Origin of the sequence: Gottfriedia acidiceleris, assembly GCF_002128425.1 — a bacterium.
Taxonomy (GTDB): domain Bacteria; phylum Bacillota; class Bacilli; order Bacillales; family Bacillaceae_G; genus Gottfriedia; species Gottfriedia acidiceleris.
On the sequence record NZ_NESS01000003.1, the window covers coordinates 226,296 to 240,678 of the forward strand.

General features: G+C 31.9%; 15 protein-coding genes. 6 read left to right on the forward strand and 9 right to left on the reverse strand.

The window, feature by feature from the left end; translation table 11 throughout:
* Window positions 1–46: 46 nt before the first annotated feature.
* The 4 genes from B6K90_RS07570 to B6K90_RS07585 all read right to left on the reverse strand — a co-directional run bounded on the left by B6K90_RS07570 (window position 47) and on the right by B6K90_RS07585 (window position 3,970).
* Window positions 47–835, reverse strand: a complete 789-nt coding sequence (locus tag B6K90_RS07570) for an enoyl-CoA hydratase (RefSeq protein ID WP_088012133.1) — start codon at window positions 833–835, stop codon at window positions 47–49.
* A gap of 74 nt (window positions 836–909) precedes the next feature.
* Window positions 910–2,397 carry a coproporphyrinogen III oxidase gene (locus tag B6K90_RS07575; RefSeq protein ID WP_088012134.1) on the reverse strand — a complete coding sequence of 496 codons (1,488 nt, stop codon included), beginning with the start codon at window positions 2,395–2,397 and terminating at the stop codon, window positions 910–912.
* 194 nt (window positions 2,398–2,591) lie between these two features.
* Window positions 2,592–3,461, reverse strand: a complete 870-nt coding sequence (locus tag B6K90_RS07580; protein ID WP_088012135.1) for a Cof-type HAD-IIB family hydrolase — start codon at window positions 3,459–3,461, stop codon at window positions 2,592–2,594.
* A gap of 152 nt (window positions 3,462–3,613) precedes the next feature.
* Complete coding sequence (locus B6K90_RS07585; RefSeq protein ID WP_069033854.1) at window positions 3,614–3,970, reverse strand: YlbF family regulator; 357 nt, start codon at window positions 3,968–3,970, stop codon at window positions 3,614–3,616.
* Between the two features lie 172 nt (window positions 3,971–4,142).
* Here B6K90_RS07585 and B6K90_RS07590 point away from each other — a divergent pair, with 172 nt between their 5' ends.
* From B6K90_RS07590 to B6K90_RS07615, 6 genes are all read left to right on the forward strand, one after another.
* Window positions 4,143–5,237: a YheC/YheD family endospore coat-associated protein gene (locus B6K90_RS07590; RefSeq protein ID WP_088012136.1), complete on the forward strand. Its 1,095-nt coding sequence runs from the start codon at window positions 4,143–4,145 to the stop codon at window positions 5,235–5,237.
* An 18-nt stretch (window positions 5,238–5,255) separates the two neighbouring features.
* Entirely contained in the window at window positions 5,256–6,341 is a 1,086-nt protein-coding gene (locus tag B6K90_RS07595) for a YheC/YheD family endospore coat-associated protein (protein WP_088012137.1), read from the forward strand.
* Entirely contained in the window at window positions 6,341–7,696 is a 1,356-nt protein-coding gene (locus tag B6K90_RS07600; RefSeq protein ID WP_235821745.1) for a YheC/YheD family endospore coat-associated protein, read from the forward strand. The genes B6K90_RS07595 and B6K90_RS07600 overlap by 1 nt, the downstream gene beginning before the upstream one ends.
* Complete coding sequence (locus B6K90_RS07605) at window positions 7,693–8,862, forward strand: YheC/YheD family endospore coat-associated protein (RefSeq protein WP_088012138.1); 1,170 nt, start codon at window positions 7,693–7,695, stop codon at window positions 8,860–8,862. Before B6K90_RS07600 ends, B6K90_RS07605 begins: the two co-directional genes overlap by 4 nt.
* A gap of 84 nt (window positions 8,863–8,946) precedes the next feature.
* Window positions 8,947–9,870, forward strand: a complete 924-nt coding sequence (locus tag B6K90_RS07610) for a PucR family transcriptional regulator (protein ID WP_088012139.1) — start codon at window positions 8,947–8,949, stop codon at window positions 9,868–9,870.
* Window positions 9,871–10,000: 130 nt separating this feature from the next.
* Window positions 10,001–11,098 carry an ABC transporter ATP-binding protein gene (locus B6K90_RS07615; protein WP_088012140.1) on the forward strand — a complete coding sequence of 366 codons (1,098 nt, stop codon included), beginning with the start codon at window positions 10,001–10,003 and terminating at the stop codon, window positions 11,096–11,098.
* Window positions 11,099–11,148: 50 nt separating this feature from the next.
* On the opposite strand, the gene B6K90_RS07620 is transcribed toward B6K90_RS07615, so the two are convergent.
* The 5 genes from B6K90_RS07620 to B6K90_RS07640 form a co-directional block, all read right to left on the reverse strand.
* Window positions 11,149–11,400 (reverse strand): hypothetical protein, encoded by a 252-nt coding sequence (locus B6K90_RS07620; protein WP_088012141.1) that lies wholly within the window; start codon window positions 11,398–11,400, stop codon window positions 11,149–11,151.
* 77 nt (window positions 11,401–11,477) lie between these two features.
* On the reverse strand, window positions 11,478–11,672 hold the full coding sequence (locus B6K90_RS07625; protein ID WP_088012142.1) for an alpha/beta-type small acid-soluble spore protein: 195 nt from the start codon (window positions 11,670–11,672) through the stop codon (window positions 11,478–11,480).
* A gap of 191 nt (window positions 11,673–11,863) precedes the next feature.
* Window positions 11,864–12,598, reverse strand: a complete 735-nt coding sequence (locus B6K90_RS07630) for an amino acid ABC transporter ATP-binding protein (RefSeq protein WP_025672149.1) — start codon at window positions 12,596–12,598, stop codon at window positions 11,864–11,866.
* 14 nt (window positions 12,599–12,612) lie between these two features.
* Window positions 12,613–13,308 carry an amino acid ABC transporter permease gene (locus tag B6K90_RS07635; RefSeq protein ID WP_088012143.1) on the reverse strand — a complete coding sequence of 232 codons (696 nt, stop codon included), beginning with the start codon at window positions 13,306–13,308 and terminating at the stop codon, window positions 12,613–12,615.
* Complete coding sequence (locus tag B6K90_RS07640; RefSeq protein ID WP_407920505.1) at window positions 13,295–14,092, reverse strand: amino acid ABC transporter substrate-binding protein; 798 nt, start codon at window positions 14,090–14,092, stop codon at window positions 13,295–13,297. The genes B6K90_RS07635 and B6K90_RS07640 overlap by 14 nt, the downstream gene beginning before the upstream one ends.
* Window positions 14,093–14,383: the final 291 nt, after the last annotated feature.

Sequence of the window (14,383 nt, forward strand, 5' to 3'; positions counted from 1 at the left end):
GATCTATACCAAAAAAATCGACCGAGTCCAGTCGATTTCTCTATCCTTATTTACCAGTAAAAACTGGCAGTCTTTTTTGTAAAAAAGCTTGTACACCTTCCTGATGATCTGCAGTTCTTCGCATTGCACTTTGTCCTTCTTTTTCAAATACAAGTACATTTTTTAAAGATTCTAAGTTTCCGTTACTGTATATTTGTTTTGTTTGAATCATCGCACTTACTGGCTTTTGAAGTATTGACTTAACGCGTTCATTAATTTCTTTTTCAAAGTCTCCACTGATTACTTCATCAATTAATCCGATTTCTAATGCTTGTGCTGCATTTAGTTTTTTACCTTCCCAGATCAGTTGTTTAGCTTTTGCTTCACTTAGCCTTTTTTCTAAAAAGTAGTGTGCACCACCATCAGGAATTAAGCCAATTCCAATAAAGTTCATTGCCAATACTCCTGATTCGTGAGCAAGAACGAAGTCACTAGCAAGAGCAAAACTTAGTCCTATACCAGCAGCTGGTCCATGAATTGCACTAATAACGATTTTAGGTAGAGTATATAATTTAACTACTACTTCTGTAATTAAATCCATCACTGGACCAAAAGCAGACTCATCTGTATTACTCAACATTGATTTTAAATCTCCACCTGAAGAGAAACCTTTGCCATTTCCACATAGAACGACTACATCAACGTCTGAACTAGCGATTTCATCCAGCACATCTCGAAATTGTCTGAATGTATCTTCATTCATTGCATTCAATACTTCAGGTCGGTTAAATACTACAGTTGCAACTCGACCCTCTTTTCTAAATATAACATGTTCTGCCGTGTTCGAAATAGACATAAAAAAAATCCCCCTTAAATTTCATGTTTAATTTAAACATTAAACATCGAAAGGGGAATTTCCTTTATTTTTCATTAATTTGATTGATTACTTTTCGAAAATAGCTCATCTAAAATTTTGATTTTTGCATTTGTATAATGTTCATAACCATCATTATATGATTTAGGATCTTTTGCATTAGCAAAACGTGTTATTTGACGAGTTTCTGGATTTACAAACTTACTAGAAGCACCACAACCTAAACCAATGATTGTTTGCTCTTCTTCCATAATTAATATATTATACAAGCTCTCTTGTCCATCAACAGAGTATCCAATATTCTCAAGATTACCTAAAATATTTTTTTGACGATATAAATAGTATGGATGATAGTTATGATTTTTTGTCCATAACGTTGCTTCATTCATCATTTGCTGCACTTCATCTCGATTGGCAACTTTATATTTTTGTTTGTTTTGCGTCATTTCTGAAGCTCTTTTAAATGAAAGTGTATGAACAGTCAATGATTCTGGCATTAACTTTTCAGTTTCATCTAATGTATATTGGAATTCTTTTAAACCTTCACCAGGTAAACCAATAATCAAATCCATATTAATATTATTCATCCCCATTTCACGGGCTAAATGGAACTTAGTTATTGTTTCATCTACAGTGTGATGTCTTCCAATCGCTTTTAAAGTTTCTTGAATATAAGATTGTGGATTAATACTAATTCGATCAATATTCCATTTATTTAAAACATCTAATTTTTCAGGTGTAATTGTATCAGGTCTACCAGCCTCTACCGTAATTTCACGAACATGCTTCATATTTGGAAATGATTCATGCATCTTAGCATACAGTAAGTCCATTTCTTCTGCTGTAATACTTGTAGGTGTACCACCGCCATAATAAATCGTAGTAATATTGATCCCACGTTCCTTTAGAAATTCACCGACTTTTTCCATTTCATAATGTAATCCATATAAGAATGAATCGACTGCACCTTGCTTACCTTGAATAGCATAAGCAGGGAATGTGCAATAAGCACATTTAGTAGGACAATAAGGGATGCCTATATAAATACTAACTTCATTTTGCAAGTTATATAAATCTGGTATCACCTTTAATTGACGATCGACGATTGATTGCATTAATTCTATTTTTTCGTCATGAATTAAATAGTCATTTCGTAGCTCTTCGTGTGCCAATTCTTTTGACACTCCAGCTTTAAGTTTGGAATGAAGGAGCTTCGTTGGTCTAATACCAGTTAAAATTCCCCACTTTTGCAAAATTCCAGTATGCTCTTGTAGTAATGATAAAAAGACAAAGTTAACTGCTTTCTTTTTAAATTTAAATGATTCACGATCATCTTTACCATCTACATAGCTTGTATTTGCTTGGAAATGCGTACCTAGCTTACCCGCTACTTGTTTATTAACTTCATCTAGCTCAAAACTTACTTCTATATCTGCATCTATTTTTTCTAACGATACATCGCAGTCTTCAAAAAATAGTTGAGCTAATAGCTCTAACGGTCTTTGAAAACGACTATCCTCTAAGCCTTTAATATATATTTTCATTTTTAATCACCTTTTTAAGTTATCACTTAAGTATAAAATTAAAGAGTTACAAGGTCAATTATTTAAAATACACTAAGGAAAACTCAGCGTTTGGCAAGCCTTTTAGGTGAAATAGAGGCGTAGTTGCCCCGTCATCAAAAAGTACAAAAAAGCCTGGTTTTCGAAGAGGATTCTCTTGAAAGCCAGGCTTTTATTTATTTTTCGATTTTTAAATGTGTTTTTAAGAATGGTAGTGGGAATTGTTTCCTGAAATGCTCCTTAATCATATAAGGAACACCATTTTGATCATTTGATCTTGTAATCCAGTCTGCAACTTTTTTAATCTCTACAGGTGCATTTGACATAGCAACCCCTAAACCTGCATGCTCGATTAATGGTAAATCACTATAGTTATCTCCGATTACAACCATTTCGTGATATGAAATTCCTAAATGTTCACCTAATCGTTTTAAGCCTGAATATTTTGAAATTCCTTTTCGAACGATTTCAATTTTCCGATCTTCCTCACATAGGCAATCAAGATGTGGATACTTTGCATTCAATTCTTTTTTTACTTTATTTTTCTCTAACTCATCAGAGAAATAACATTCGATTTTTAAAGGAGATATTGAATTTTCCAGAATGCTATCTGAAAGTGATTCAACAAATTGGATTGGATAAAAGACTGGATCAGCATTTGATAAAACTGCTTTTGCTACTAAGTTAGATTGTAATTTTTTTCGATTTCCAATTGAAAAATGTTCATGTGACAAACGAATATTACAATCATATTTTTCTAGTTTTTTAACGATGTCATAAGCTTCTTCCTCTTCAATTCTCTTCTCATATAATGGCTTATCAAGCTTTGAAGAGATAAAGGCACCTGAGTGCGAAACCAAAAGATTATTAACCTTAAGAGCTTTTGCGATTTTTTTTGTAGCTTGGAAATTTCTACTTGTATATAAAGTTACATAAATCCCTTTATCTTGAACGTATTCAACAGCTTCTTTCGATTCTTTTGAGAGTTTTCCGTTGGATTGCAATAAAGTACCATCTATATTAATTGCAAGTAACTTATAAATCACTTAATCTCCCCCATTTCGCGAAGAAATACCTTACTAGAATATATGACATGCTTCATTTAATTAGAACAATGTAGGCTGTTATTATATCCATTCTTATACAAAAAAAGACTCCAATTCAATGAAGTCTCTCTTATGTTTAGAGTTGGATATTATTAAAGTTCAAGTAAAGATTTATAAAATTCTTCTAATGGACTCATGACAATTTTATTTACATCTTGGATAACTAAATTTAGTCTTTGTTCCACTTGCATTAAGTTTGCAATTAAAGGATTTTGAGACACTCTTGCAACAATTTCTTGTCCTTTTGCATTTTCTTCAGGTGTAACTGCTTCACCTTGATACATTTTTTGTTGCATCGCCTTTTGGAAATTTTGAAATTCCATAAATAATGGTTTCGCATTTGGATCAGCTAATACTTGTGAGTAAAGTGATTGTAAGTTTTTAAATTCTGGTTGCTCCTTAAAAGCATTTTGTAGTGAGTATGCAATATCATAAATATTTACTGCCATGTTACTACCTCCTATAAACTTTTGTATCTCCACTATAGCAAACATTCTATTATATGTCAGTCTTTCTAAAACAAATCAAACTTTCTTCCTTAAAAATTTCCAAAAGTCATTCACCAACTAGGCGAATATCACATAGTATACAACGACATTATTTTGGAAAGGAGGAGAATCATTGCAATCTTTTCCTAAAAATCAAGAAACCCAATCTTTTGCTGTAGTAACTGATTCGATCAATGAGGACTCATTAAATCCGCTCGGTTCAATAACGACACTTTGTGAGGAATTATCAGAGTTATGCGGAGACTCTGAAATTGATTTCTATGTAACTACATTTAAAAAACTACTAACGAATGAATTAAAAGGATATAAGCGTTCAGAAAATGGCTGGACTTTAATGAATGTACCTGCCCCTTCAATCATTCATAATCGAATTCATTCGAGAAGACTTGAACGAACGAAAGAGTTTAAATTACTTAATTCTTCGCTAACAAGTCAACAAATACCTTTTTTTAATGCTCGCTTCTTAAATAAGCTTGAAGTTTTTAAAGCCCTGATTGATTCTGCCTATATAAAGCCATACGTTCCGTACACCGAGGAATGCTGCTCAGTCGAACAATTAGAGAATTTTCTCCAAAAATATGAAACGGTTTTTATTAAACCAATTCATGGTAGTCAAGGAAGAAACATTTTTAAGGTTACTAAAGATAACGATTTGTATCGTTTAAAAAATAGTCAAAATTCTGAAGTAGAAGTTGAATATAAATCAATTTCTCAACTATTTCATCCAATTAAACAGCAATTAAGTAAGCGGACTTTTATCATCCAAGAAGGTTTACCTTTAATTAGTAAGGATGATCGACTTGTTGATTTTAGATTTTTATGTCATAAAAATAAATTTAATAAATGGGAAGTAACTTCAACAGTAGCAAGGATTGGTCATCCTACACAGTTTGTAAGCAATTTGGCCCGCGGGGGAGACCTACAAAAAATTGATGACTTTTTAGGTCAATATTTACCAAAGAAAGAGCGAATTCACTTTAAAAAATTATTGATCGAGTTAGCCATCGAATGCTGTATATGTATAGACTCCTCCTTTGATGGATTATTCGCTGAGTTTGGTGTGGATCTCGCTATAGACAATCAATTTAACCCTTGGGTTATCGAAATAAATTCAAAGCCATCTAAGGATTTGCAAGTTTCAGACCCAATTCAAAAAATTAGACCTTCAACAAAAGCTATTTTTTCTCTTGTTCAATCATATTTATAAGTACAAGGAGTGAAAAGAATGAGAATAGGTTATTTATCTCTTAAAGAAAGACAAGAAGGTGAATACGTTCAGCATATGGCGAAAGAAGCAAGTAAACTTGGTTACGAATTCGTTCAATTTACCCCTTTTAATATTCAACCAGCTACTGAAGAAATTATGGGTTGGAAGTATATAGCAGAAACGGAACAATGGGAGAAAACAACATTTGAAATACCGAATTATATTTATGATCGATGCTTCTATTCCCCAAGCATTAAAAGTAAGCAGGCAAAGCCAATTGTTGACTGGCTAAAAAAACGTAAAGACATCACTTTTCTAGGATATGGACTACCAGGAAAATGGGAAACTTATCAAGCTCTAGCAACTGATGAAAGTTTGAATCCATATATCCCGAAAACAAAAAAACTATTACACTTAGCTGTATTTTTTGAAGAACTTAGAAAAACGCGCAAGCTCGTCATTAAACCTATCCATGGTTCAAGAGGAATCAATATTTATTTTATTACGTTAAGTGCATATTCAATTAGTGTTTCAACACAAAAACAAAAGGAAGTAATTGAAACTGTTTACGAAACAAGAGATGAATTTTTTGAATGGCTACAACCGATTGTTGAATCAAAAGGATATGTATATCAAAATTATTTAGACCTTCAAACAAAATCACGTGAAGCATTTGATTTAAGGATCCTTTTACAAAAAAATAAGAATGGTGAGTGGCAAGCAGTTGGGAAAGGTGTTCGAATCGGTCAGCCTAATTCAATTGTTGCAAATTTAAGTGCAGGAAGTAATGCAGTAGCATTTGAGGAATGGATCACTCAATTTAATCAAAGAACTGCTTTAATATTGCAACAAGATATTGAGACTATTTGTAAACAACTACCAATCACACTTGAAAAGAATTTTCTTCCTTTATTTGAAATAGGTTTAGATTTAGGCATCGATTCAAATCAAGCCATCTGGATTTTAGATGTTAATTCAAAGCCTGGTAGAAAAGTTCTACTTCAAACTGACCCTTCTATCCAACAAAAGCTTTACTCAGCACCAATTCAGTATTGTCTACATTTACAATCTAAATCTAAAAGTGAAAGAAGTGAAATTAAATAATGAATGAAGTTTATAAAATCGTTACTCATCGACAGAGTAAGAATCTAGTATGTATACCTGAAGAGCTTACTACAACTAGAAATATTGAATATATTGCTTTCGGTCAAAAAAAACACCCTTGTCAACTAGTTACGATGAATACACTTCACAATATTATTTCGATATCAGAGCATTTAGTCGAAATGCTCTGTATACCTTTTGAAGGTTCTATTGAGCCGATCATTATCGGAAATACTTTACAGCTTGGACCACTAGTCGGAATTTTTACCGCTGGCTTTACTGAATCACTACTCCGCCCTATCGGTGATCGTAGCTTTATGTTTGCAAACTTAATAGCTGAAAATAATCAAAAAAATAGCTTTATATTTGTATTTGGTACTCACGGAATCGATTGGGAAACTGAAACAATTCAAGGTTATTTCTTTACAAATAAAAGATGGACCAAAGAGGTCGTTCCTTTTCCGACAGTTATTTATAATAGGTTACCAAATCGAAAAGTTGAAGTTCATAAATCAATTAAACGTGTACGTCAAAAACTAGAAAATGAATACAAAATTCCATGGTTTAATCCTGGATTCTTCAATAAATGGGATTTATATTTAAAATTAAAAAATGAGGAATCCGTCGCTCATTATCTCCCGAAAACAGTAAAATTTCATAACTTTGACACGATTGAAGAATTATTATCGCAATATCAATTTGTATATGTTAAACCTGAAAATGGTAGCCTCGGATCAAAAGTCATTTTAATTCGTTACCATCGAGAAGAAGGAATTTATTACTGTAGATATCGTGATTTTGAAACAAATAAGCTTCAAAAATTTTCATCACTCCAATCTTTAATTAATCATGTTTTTCGTAGCATGAAGCTACACGACTTCATTGTACAACAAGGTATTTCACTAATTCGTTACGAGCATCAGCCTGTCGATTTTCGAGTTCATACAAACAAGGACGCTTTAGGAAATTGGCATGTAACGGTTATTGCCGCAAAAGTAGCAGGAAAAGGTAGCACAACTACTCACATAAATAACGGTGGCCGAGTTAAAACTCTTGAGGAAATATTTGATCAGGAAAAAGCGGAAAGAATACATGAAAAATTATCTACAGCAGCATTAAAAATAAGTGAATCTTTAGATCGTCAAGTAGATGGTCATATTGGAGAAATTGGATTTGATATAGGTGTTGATAAGGATGAAAAAATTTGGCTTTTCGAAGCGAACTCGAAGCCTGGAAGATCAATCTTTTCAAATCCTAGTTTCCAAGAAAATGACAAACAAATCAAAAAACTTTTTTTGGAATATGCTACTCATCTTTCCAAAAAGGGTAATGAACTCGAGGTTTCAATGAAATGATCTCTGTTTTTTATCATCTTGATAAAAATACTTGGTCACATGGCCATAGTGAATCAAGATGTTCCATAGGTCATAATCGGCTTCCTATATTACCATTCCAAGACGATCGTTCAAATTCCATTCAATTTCAGGTAAAAAAAAACGGAACACATTTAGGCCCCATTATCGGTATATTAACAAACGAAGATCGGCTACCTTTTAGTGGAAATATTAAGACCTTTAAAAGAATTTGTAAGAAAGTATTAACTGAAGGCGGTATACCCATCATATTAACCCCTACCGCCCTTTCTGGTAATTCGGTTAAATGTTTTACGTATTGTTTTAAAACAAAAAAATGGCTTGAACTATTTTCCCCTTTACCAGATGTAATTTATAATCGCATCCCATCGGTACAGTACGAATATAACGATGATTATAAATATTTTCGTGAAAAAATCTCAGAACTTAATATTCCTTTTTTTAATGAATCTTATCTCTCAAAAATCCAAACAACGTCAATTTTATCTTCAAACGACTTTTTAAAAAGTTATATTCCAAAGACAATCGAATTAACTAGTGAAATAGATTTAGTTTACTATTTAAAAAAATGGAAATTTCTATATGTAAAGAAGCATAATTCTTCAAGGGGATTTGGCGTGTTTAAGCTCTCCTTGAAAAATGACAAAGAAGTCATAATCCGTAATGCATTTCATGTAGAATTAGTGAAATCAATTAGTGATTGTTGGAAATTTCTTAGTTCATTAAGCGAAGATTTTATTTGCCAACAAGGTATAGTAAGCGAATTACCAGATGGTAGAAAGTTTGATCTACGAATTCTTGCACATAAAAATGAAAATAATTATATTCTTTCTGGTATTGGTGTCAGAGTAGGTACATTTAATGGTATTACAACTCATGTACCTAGAGGTGGCAGCATTATTTCGATTGAAGAACTACCGATTGAATTAAATTATTCATTATTACAAGAAATAGTCAGACACACAGGAATAGCATTAAATATGGACGATGCACATTTTTTTGAATTCTCAATGGATATCGGAATTCAAAATAATCACTACTATATTTTTGAAATTAACTCTAAACCCATGGTCTTTGACGAAATTGCAATAAAAGAACAAGGACTTGAAAACTTAATTCGACTATTTTATGAACTTTCGAACTTTTAACAGTAGTTACTCAGCTACTGTTCTTTTTTATTTTAAATAACAATGATAAACTAATATGAAATAAAGCTTCGGAAGGTAAAGATTATGATTGATAAAATTAAGACATTATTTGGGAGTGAGTCTGTTACAGTCACCCCTGATCCGAGTACATATATGGATTATTCTTGGTTTTTAACTGAGAATCAAGAGATTTTCGGAATTATAAAATCTTCAATATCAGATGAGCAAAATAACCTACTGGAATGTCTTTTTACAAAATTAGAATCAGATGGAATTATGATGCCATCTGCACAAAGCGATTGGTTTCAATATTTATTTTTAAATAAAGGACCGAATCCTTTTTCTTTTGAAAATGAAGTTAATCTCCCTACTTCTATTCGTTTTATTCATTTTAATAGCGGCCAGTTATTCTCTATTAAAAATGAGTTTGAAGAAGCAATCAATGCGTTTTTTCATAAAGAAGTAATAGTGGTTTGGAATTCTGCAAAGGACGGCGTCATTATTGAAAAAATAATCGATCAACCATTTAACAAAGAATTTTTAGAGCATATGCAAGAAATCATTGCAGCTGACTTGTACCATGATGTTACCTTTTTTGTAGGAAAACGCTATTTACCATTAGCAAATTTAAGCCTTTATTTTGATATTGAACATCAATGTTTTAAAAAAGCTTTATCTGTAAAAAAGCAAAAAAATATACTTTGGTTTTCAAAAGAAATGCTATATTACATCCTTTCTTTTTTACCTGATGATTTACAAAAGGAATTACCTAATCTATTTTTGAATGATATGAAAATTGATGATCCAATTCTTTCAACAGTAAAAATCTTCCTTCAACAAAATTTAAACGTAACTGCTACTTCAAAAAAAGCTTTTTTACATCGAAATACTGTTCAATACCGTCTAGATAAATTTTCAGAACAAACAGGCATTGATTTAAAGCATTTTGAAGATGGGTTAGTTATATTTTTAGCAATTCATCTACTTGAGATCGGGAATGAAAATTAATAAAAGCCTTTTTGTGCAACTTGTACAAAGTAGGCTATTTTTTTTGTGAACCTTTGCCATTGTTTGAAAACGTTTAAATGTTTACAATTTAGTTAATGAAACCGATTACAAATTATTGGAGGTAATATCAATGGCAGAATTAAAATTAGATCACATTTATAAAATTTATGACAATAACGTAACAGCAGTAAAGGATTTTAATCTTCATATTGAAGACAAAGAATTTATCGTATTCGTTGGTCCTTCTGGTTGTGGTAAATCAACAACACTTCGTATGATCGCTGGTTTAGAAGATATTTCAAAAGGTGATTTCCTTATTGATGGAAAGCGTGTAAATGATGTTCAACCAAAAGATCGTGACATCGCAATGGTATTCCAAAACTACGCGCTTTACCCACATATGACTGTATATGATAACATGGCTTTCGGATTAAAATTACGTAAGTTTGACAAAGCAGAAATTGATCGTCGTGTAAAAGATGCTGCACGTATTTTAGGTCTTGAGGAATATTTAAATCGTAAACCAAAAGCTTTATCTGGTGGACAACGTCAACGTGTTGCTCTTGGTCGTGCAATTGTACGTGATGCAAAGGTATTCTTAATGGATGAGCCATTATCAAACTTAGACGCTAAATTACGTGTTGCAATGCGTTCTGAGATTTCAAAATTACATCAGCGTCTTCAAACGACAACTATTTATGTAACACACGATCAAACAGAAGCAATGACAATGGCTACACGTTTAGTTGTAATGAAAGATGGCATTATTCAACAAGTAGGTACGCCAAAGGAAGTTTATGATCGCCCAGAAAACGTATTCGTTGGTGGATTTATTGGTTCACCTGCAATGAACTTTGTTACTGGTAAAGTTGAAGATGGTCACTTTAACTTAGGAAGCAAAAAAATTTCTATACCTGAAGGAAAAATGAAAACATTACGCGATAATGGATATGTTGGAAAAGAAGTTATTTTAGGTGTACGTCCTGAAGATTTACATGACGAACCAGTATTTATCGAAGCATCTCAAGGTACAGTTCTTGATTTAAAAATTGAAGTAGCTGAGCTTTTAGGAGCAGAATCAATGCTTTATACTAACTTTGAAGGAAATACATTAGTAGCGAGATTAGATGCACGTTCAACATTTACACATGGTCAAGTAATTAAATTAGCAGTAGATATGAACAAAGTTCATTTCTTTGATAAAGAAACTGAATCTCGTATTCGATAATTCCATATTGAAAACTAAAATAACGCAGTACCATTTTAATTGGTACTGCGTTATTTTAGTTTTTCAATAATTTTAAGAAAACCTTCATTACAATCTGGACAATTAAACATATGAGTACAATACTGATTAGAATTATGTTCAGTTAATCCATCAGCTTTTGCTGAAATGTCATAATCTAAATATGGACTATATTTATCTTCGTAATCAACAGCTCTGCCTTTATCTTCACAATGATTTTCACAAATAGGACATTTTATTTTATAATGCTCAATTCCATTGCATAGTGGACAAATACCATCCATAAAAAGCTCACTCCAATTTAATTTAATTCATTAAGAAAGGATGGAGATTAATCTCCATCCCTTATTAGCCATAGTTATTATTTTGTATAACCACCTAAGCTTTGTTCAGCCATTTGAACTAAACGTTTAGTGATCTCACCACCTACAGAACCGTTAGCACGAGCTGTAGAATCAGGACCTAAAGTTACTCCAAACTCAGAAGCGATTTCATACTTCATAGAATCTAATGCTTGTTGTGCACCATTTACTACTAAGCTGTTGTTGTTTGCCATGTTGTCTCACCTCCTTATGTAAGTGTAATGATAGTATGACTCTAATCGATTAACATATGTATGTTTAGCTAATGTAAATTTTGGAAAAAATAATTTAAATTGTTTTTCAGCATTTTTCACATAAAAAAAGCACTAGATCAACATCTAGTACTAGTTTTCTACACTACTTTGTAAAATATTTTATTTTAAAGCTACTGTATTAATTGTAAAAATTGTTTTGTTCTTGCATGTTTAGGGTGCTCTAAAACATCTCTAGGATGACCTTGTTCAACAATATAACCACCGTCCATAAAAATGACTTCATCTGCTACATCTCGAGCAAATTTCATTTCATGTGTAACGACAATCATTGTCATTCCCTCTTCTGCTAACTCCTTCATTACCTTAAGAACTTCTTGTACAAGCTCTGGATCTAATGCTGAAGTTGGTTCATCAAATAAAATAACTGTTGGTTCTAAGGCTAACGCTCTAGCAATCCCCACACGCTGTTGCTGACCACCTGAAAGTTGATGTGGTAATAAATTAATTTTCTCTTCTAATCCTACTTTAGTAAGTAGGTCAATTGCTTTCTTTTTTGCAACATCTTTTTTTATTTTTTGTACAGTTACTAAGCCTTCCATTACATTTTCTAACGCTGTTAAGTGAGGAAATAAATGATGTTGTTGAAAAACCATACCTGTTTTACTTCTTAAAGAAATAATTTCTTTTTTAGTAACCTTATTAGAAAAATCTAATGTCTGTTCATCAATTGTTATTTTTCCATCAGTCGGATGCTCTAAAACATTAATACATCTTAAAAATGTAGTTTTCCCAGAACCAGAAGGGCCAATAATAGCAGTAACAGTACCTTTTTCTACATTTAAGCTAACATCTTTTAATACTTCTAATTCACCAAAACTTTTTTTAATATTTTCTAGTTTTATCATAAGTTCTTCCTCCATTACTTAGCAACATAGCGTTCAACTCGAGCTTCTAATCGACCTTGAATGACTGAAAGGAAGAAGCAAATTATCCAATAGATGAATGCAGCTTCTATATAGACAACTAAAAATTTATAGTTCGTTGCAGCTATTTCCTGGGCTGTTCTAAACATTTCAGTTACTAATATTAATGAAGCCAAAGAAGTGTCTTTTACTAAACTTATAAAAGTATTTGATAATGGCGGTAATGAAACTCTCGCCGCTTGAGGAATAATAATTCGTTTTAATGTTTGATTATATGTCATGCCGATCGAATAAGCAGCTTCCCATTGTCCCTTATCAATTGACTGGATAGATCCTCTAATAATTTCTGATGCGTATGCACCAACACTTAAAGAAAAACCAATAATAGCAGAAATATAAGGTGATATTGTTACATGTATTGAAGGTAATCCATAAAAAATAATAAATAATTGAACTAATAGAGGTGTCCCTCTAATGATTGAAACATAAAATTTGGCTAAACCATTTAAGAATTTATTACCTGACAGACGGAAAAGTGCCGTAATAAATGCTAAAACAAGACCTACAACAAATGTAATAATTGTTAATGGAATAGTACCTATTAAAGCAGTTTTAACCATTGGAAGGAAAGAATCCTTCGCAATGGTTAAATTGTCAATCCACTCTGGACTGAGTATATTATTTAAGTCCATCTTTACCGAACCATTTTTGTACTATTTCATCATACTTCCCGTCTTTTTTCATATCTTCAAGAGCTTTGTTCACTGCTTTTACTAATGAATCATCATCTTTACGGAACATAAATCCACTGTTAGATGCATCGTTTTCTAAAGCTGCGATTTTAACTTTTTTGTCGCCTGTTTCTTTTAAATAATTTTGAATTGATAATTTATCGTTAATTGTAGCATCAGCACGACCAGATTCAATTAATTGAATTGCTTGGCTAAATCCTTCTACACCAACTAATTTAGCTCCATATTTTTTAGCTAAATCACCATAGTTACTTGTTAAAGATTGAGCAGCATTTAAACCTTTAATTCCATCAAAGGAATTAATTTTTGAATCTGATTTTACAACTAATGCACCTGATGAAGTGATATATGGGTCAGAGAAATAATACTTTTTCTCACGATCTGGTCTAATACCAACTTCATTTGCTATGATGTCAAAGCGTTTTGCATCTAAACCTGCAAACATTGCATCCCATTGAGTTTCAAAATATTTTGGTTTTACACCTAAACGTTTTGCAACCTCATTTGATAAATCAACATCAAAACCTGTTAATTTACCAGATTTATCATGGAACGTGAAAGGTGCATATGTACCTTCAGTACCAATTTTTAACTCTCCGCTATCCTTTACTTGAGTTAATAGATCTTTTCCTTTTGTTGTTTCTTCTTTTTTATTTGTATTGCAGCCTGCCATAACACCTGCTGCTAAAAATAACGAACCTAATGTTAAACCAATTTTCTTAATATTCATTCTTTAATCTCCCTTAACCTTATCGGAATTGTTTGTTTTGAAATGTGTGTCTTAAATATATTGCATGTATTAAAAAATTACAACAAAAAAATCTTATATTTTTATTATTTTTCTTTTTGTCTTTTTAATTCCCTTTTTATAAATGAAAAACTTAGTTCCTAATAATTCATGTTGTTTTAAATAATCAATTAGACCACTGATTTTTTGTTTTTTAATTAATATCGATTGCAAAAAAAATTACTCCTACAGGATCAATAATTAAGGACACAAAAATAAGAAAACCCG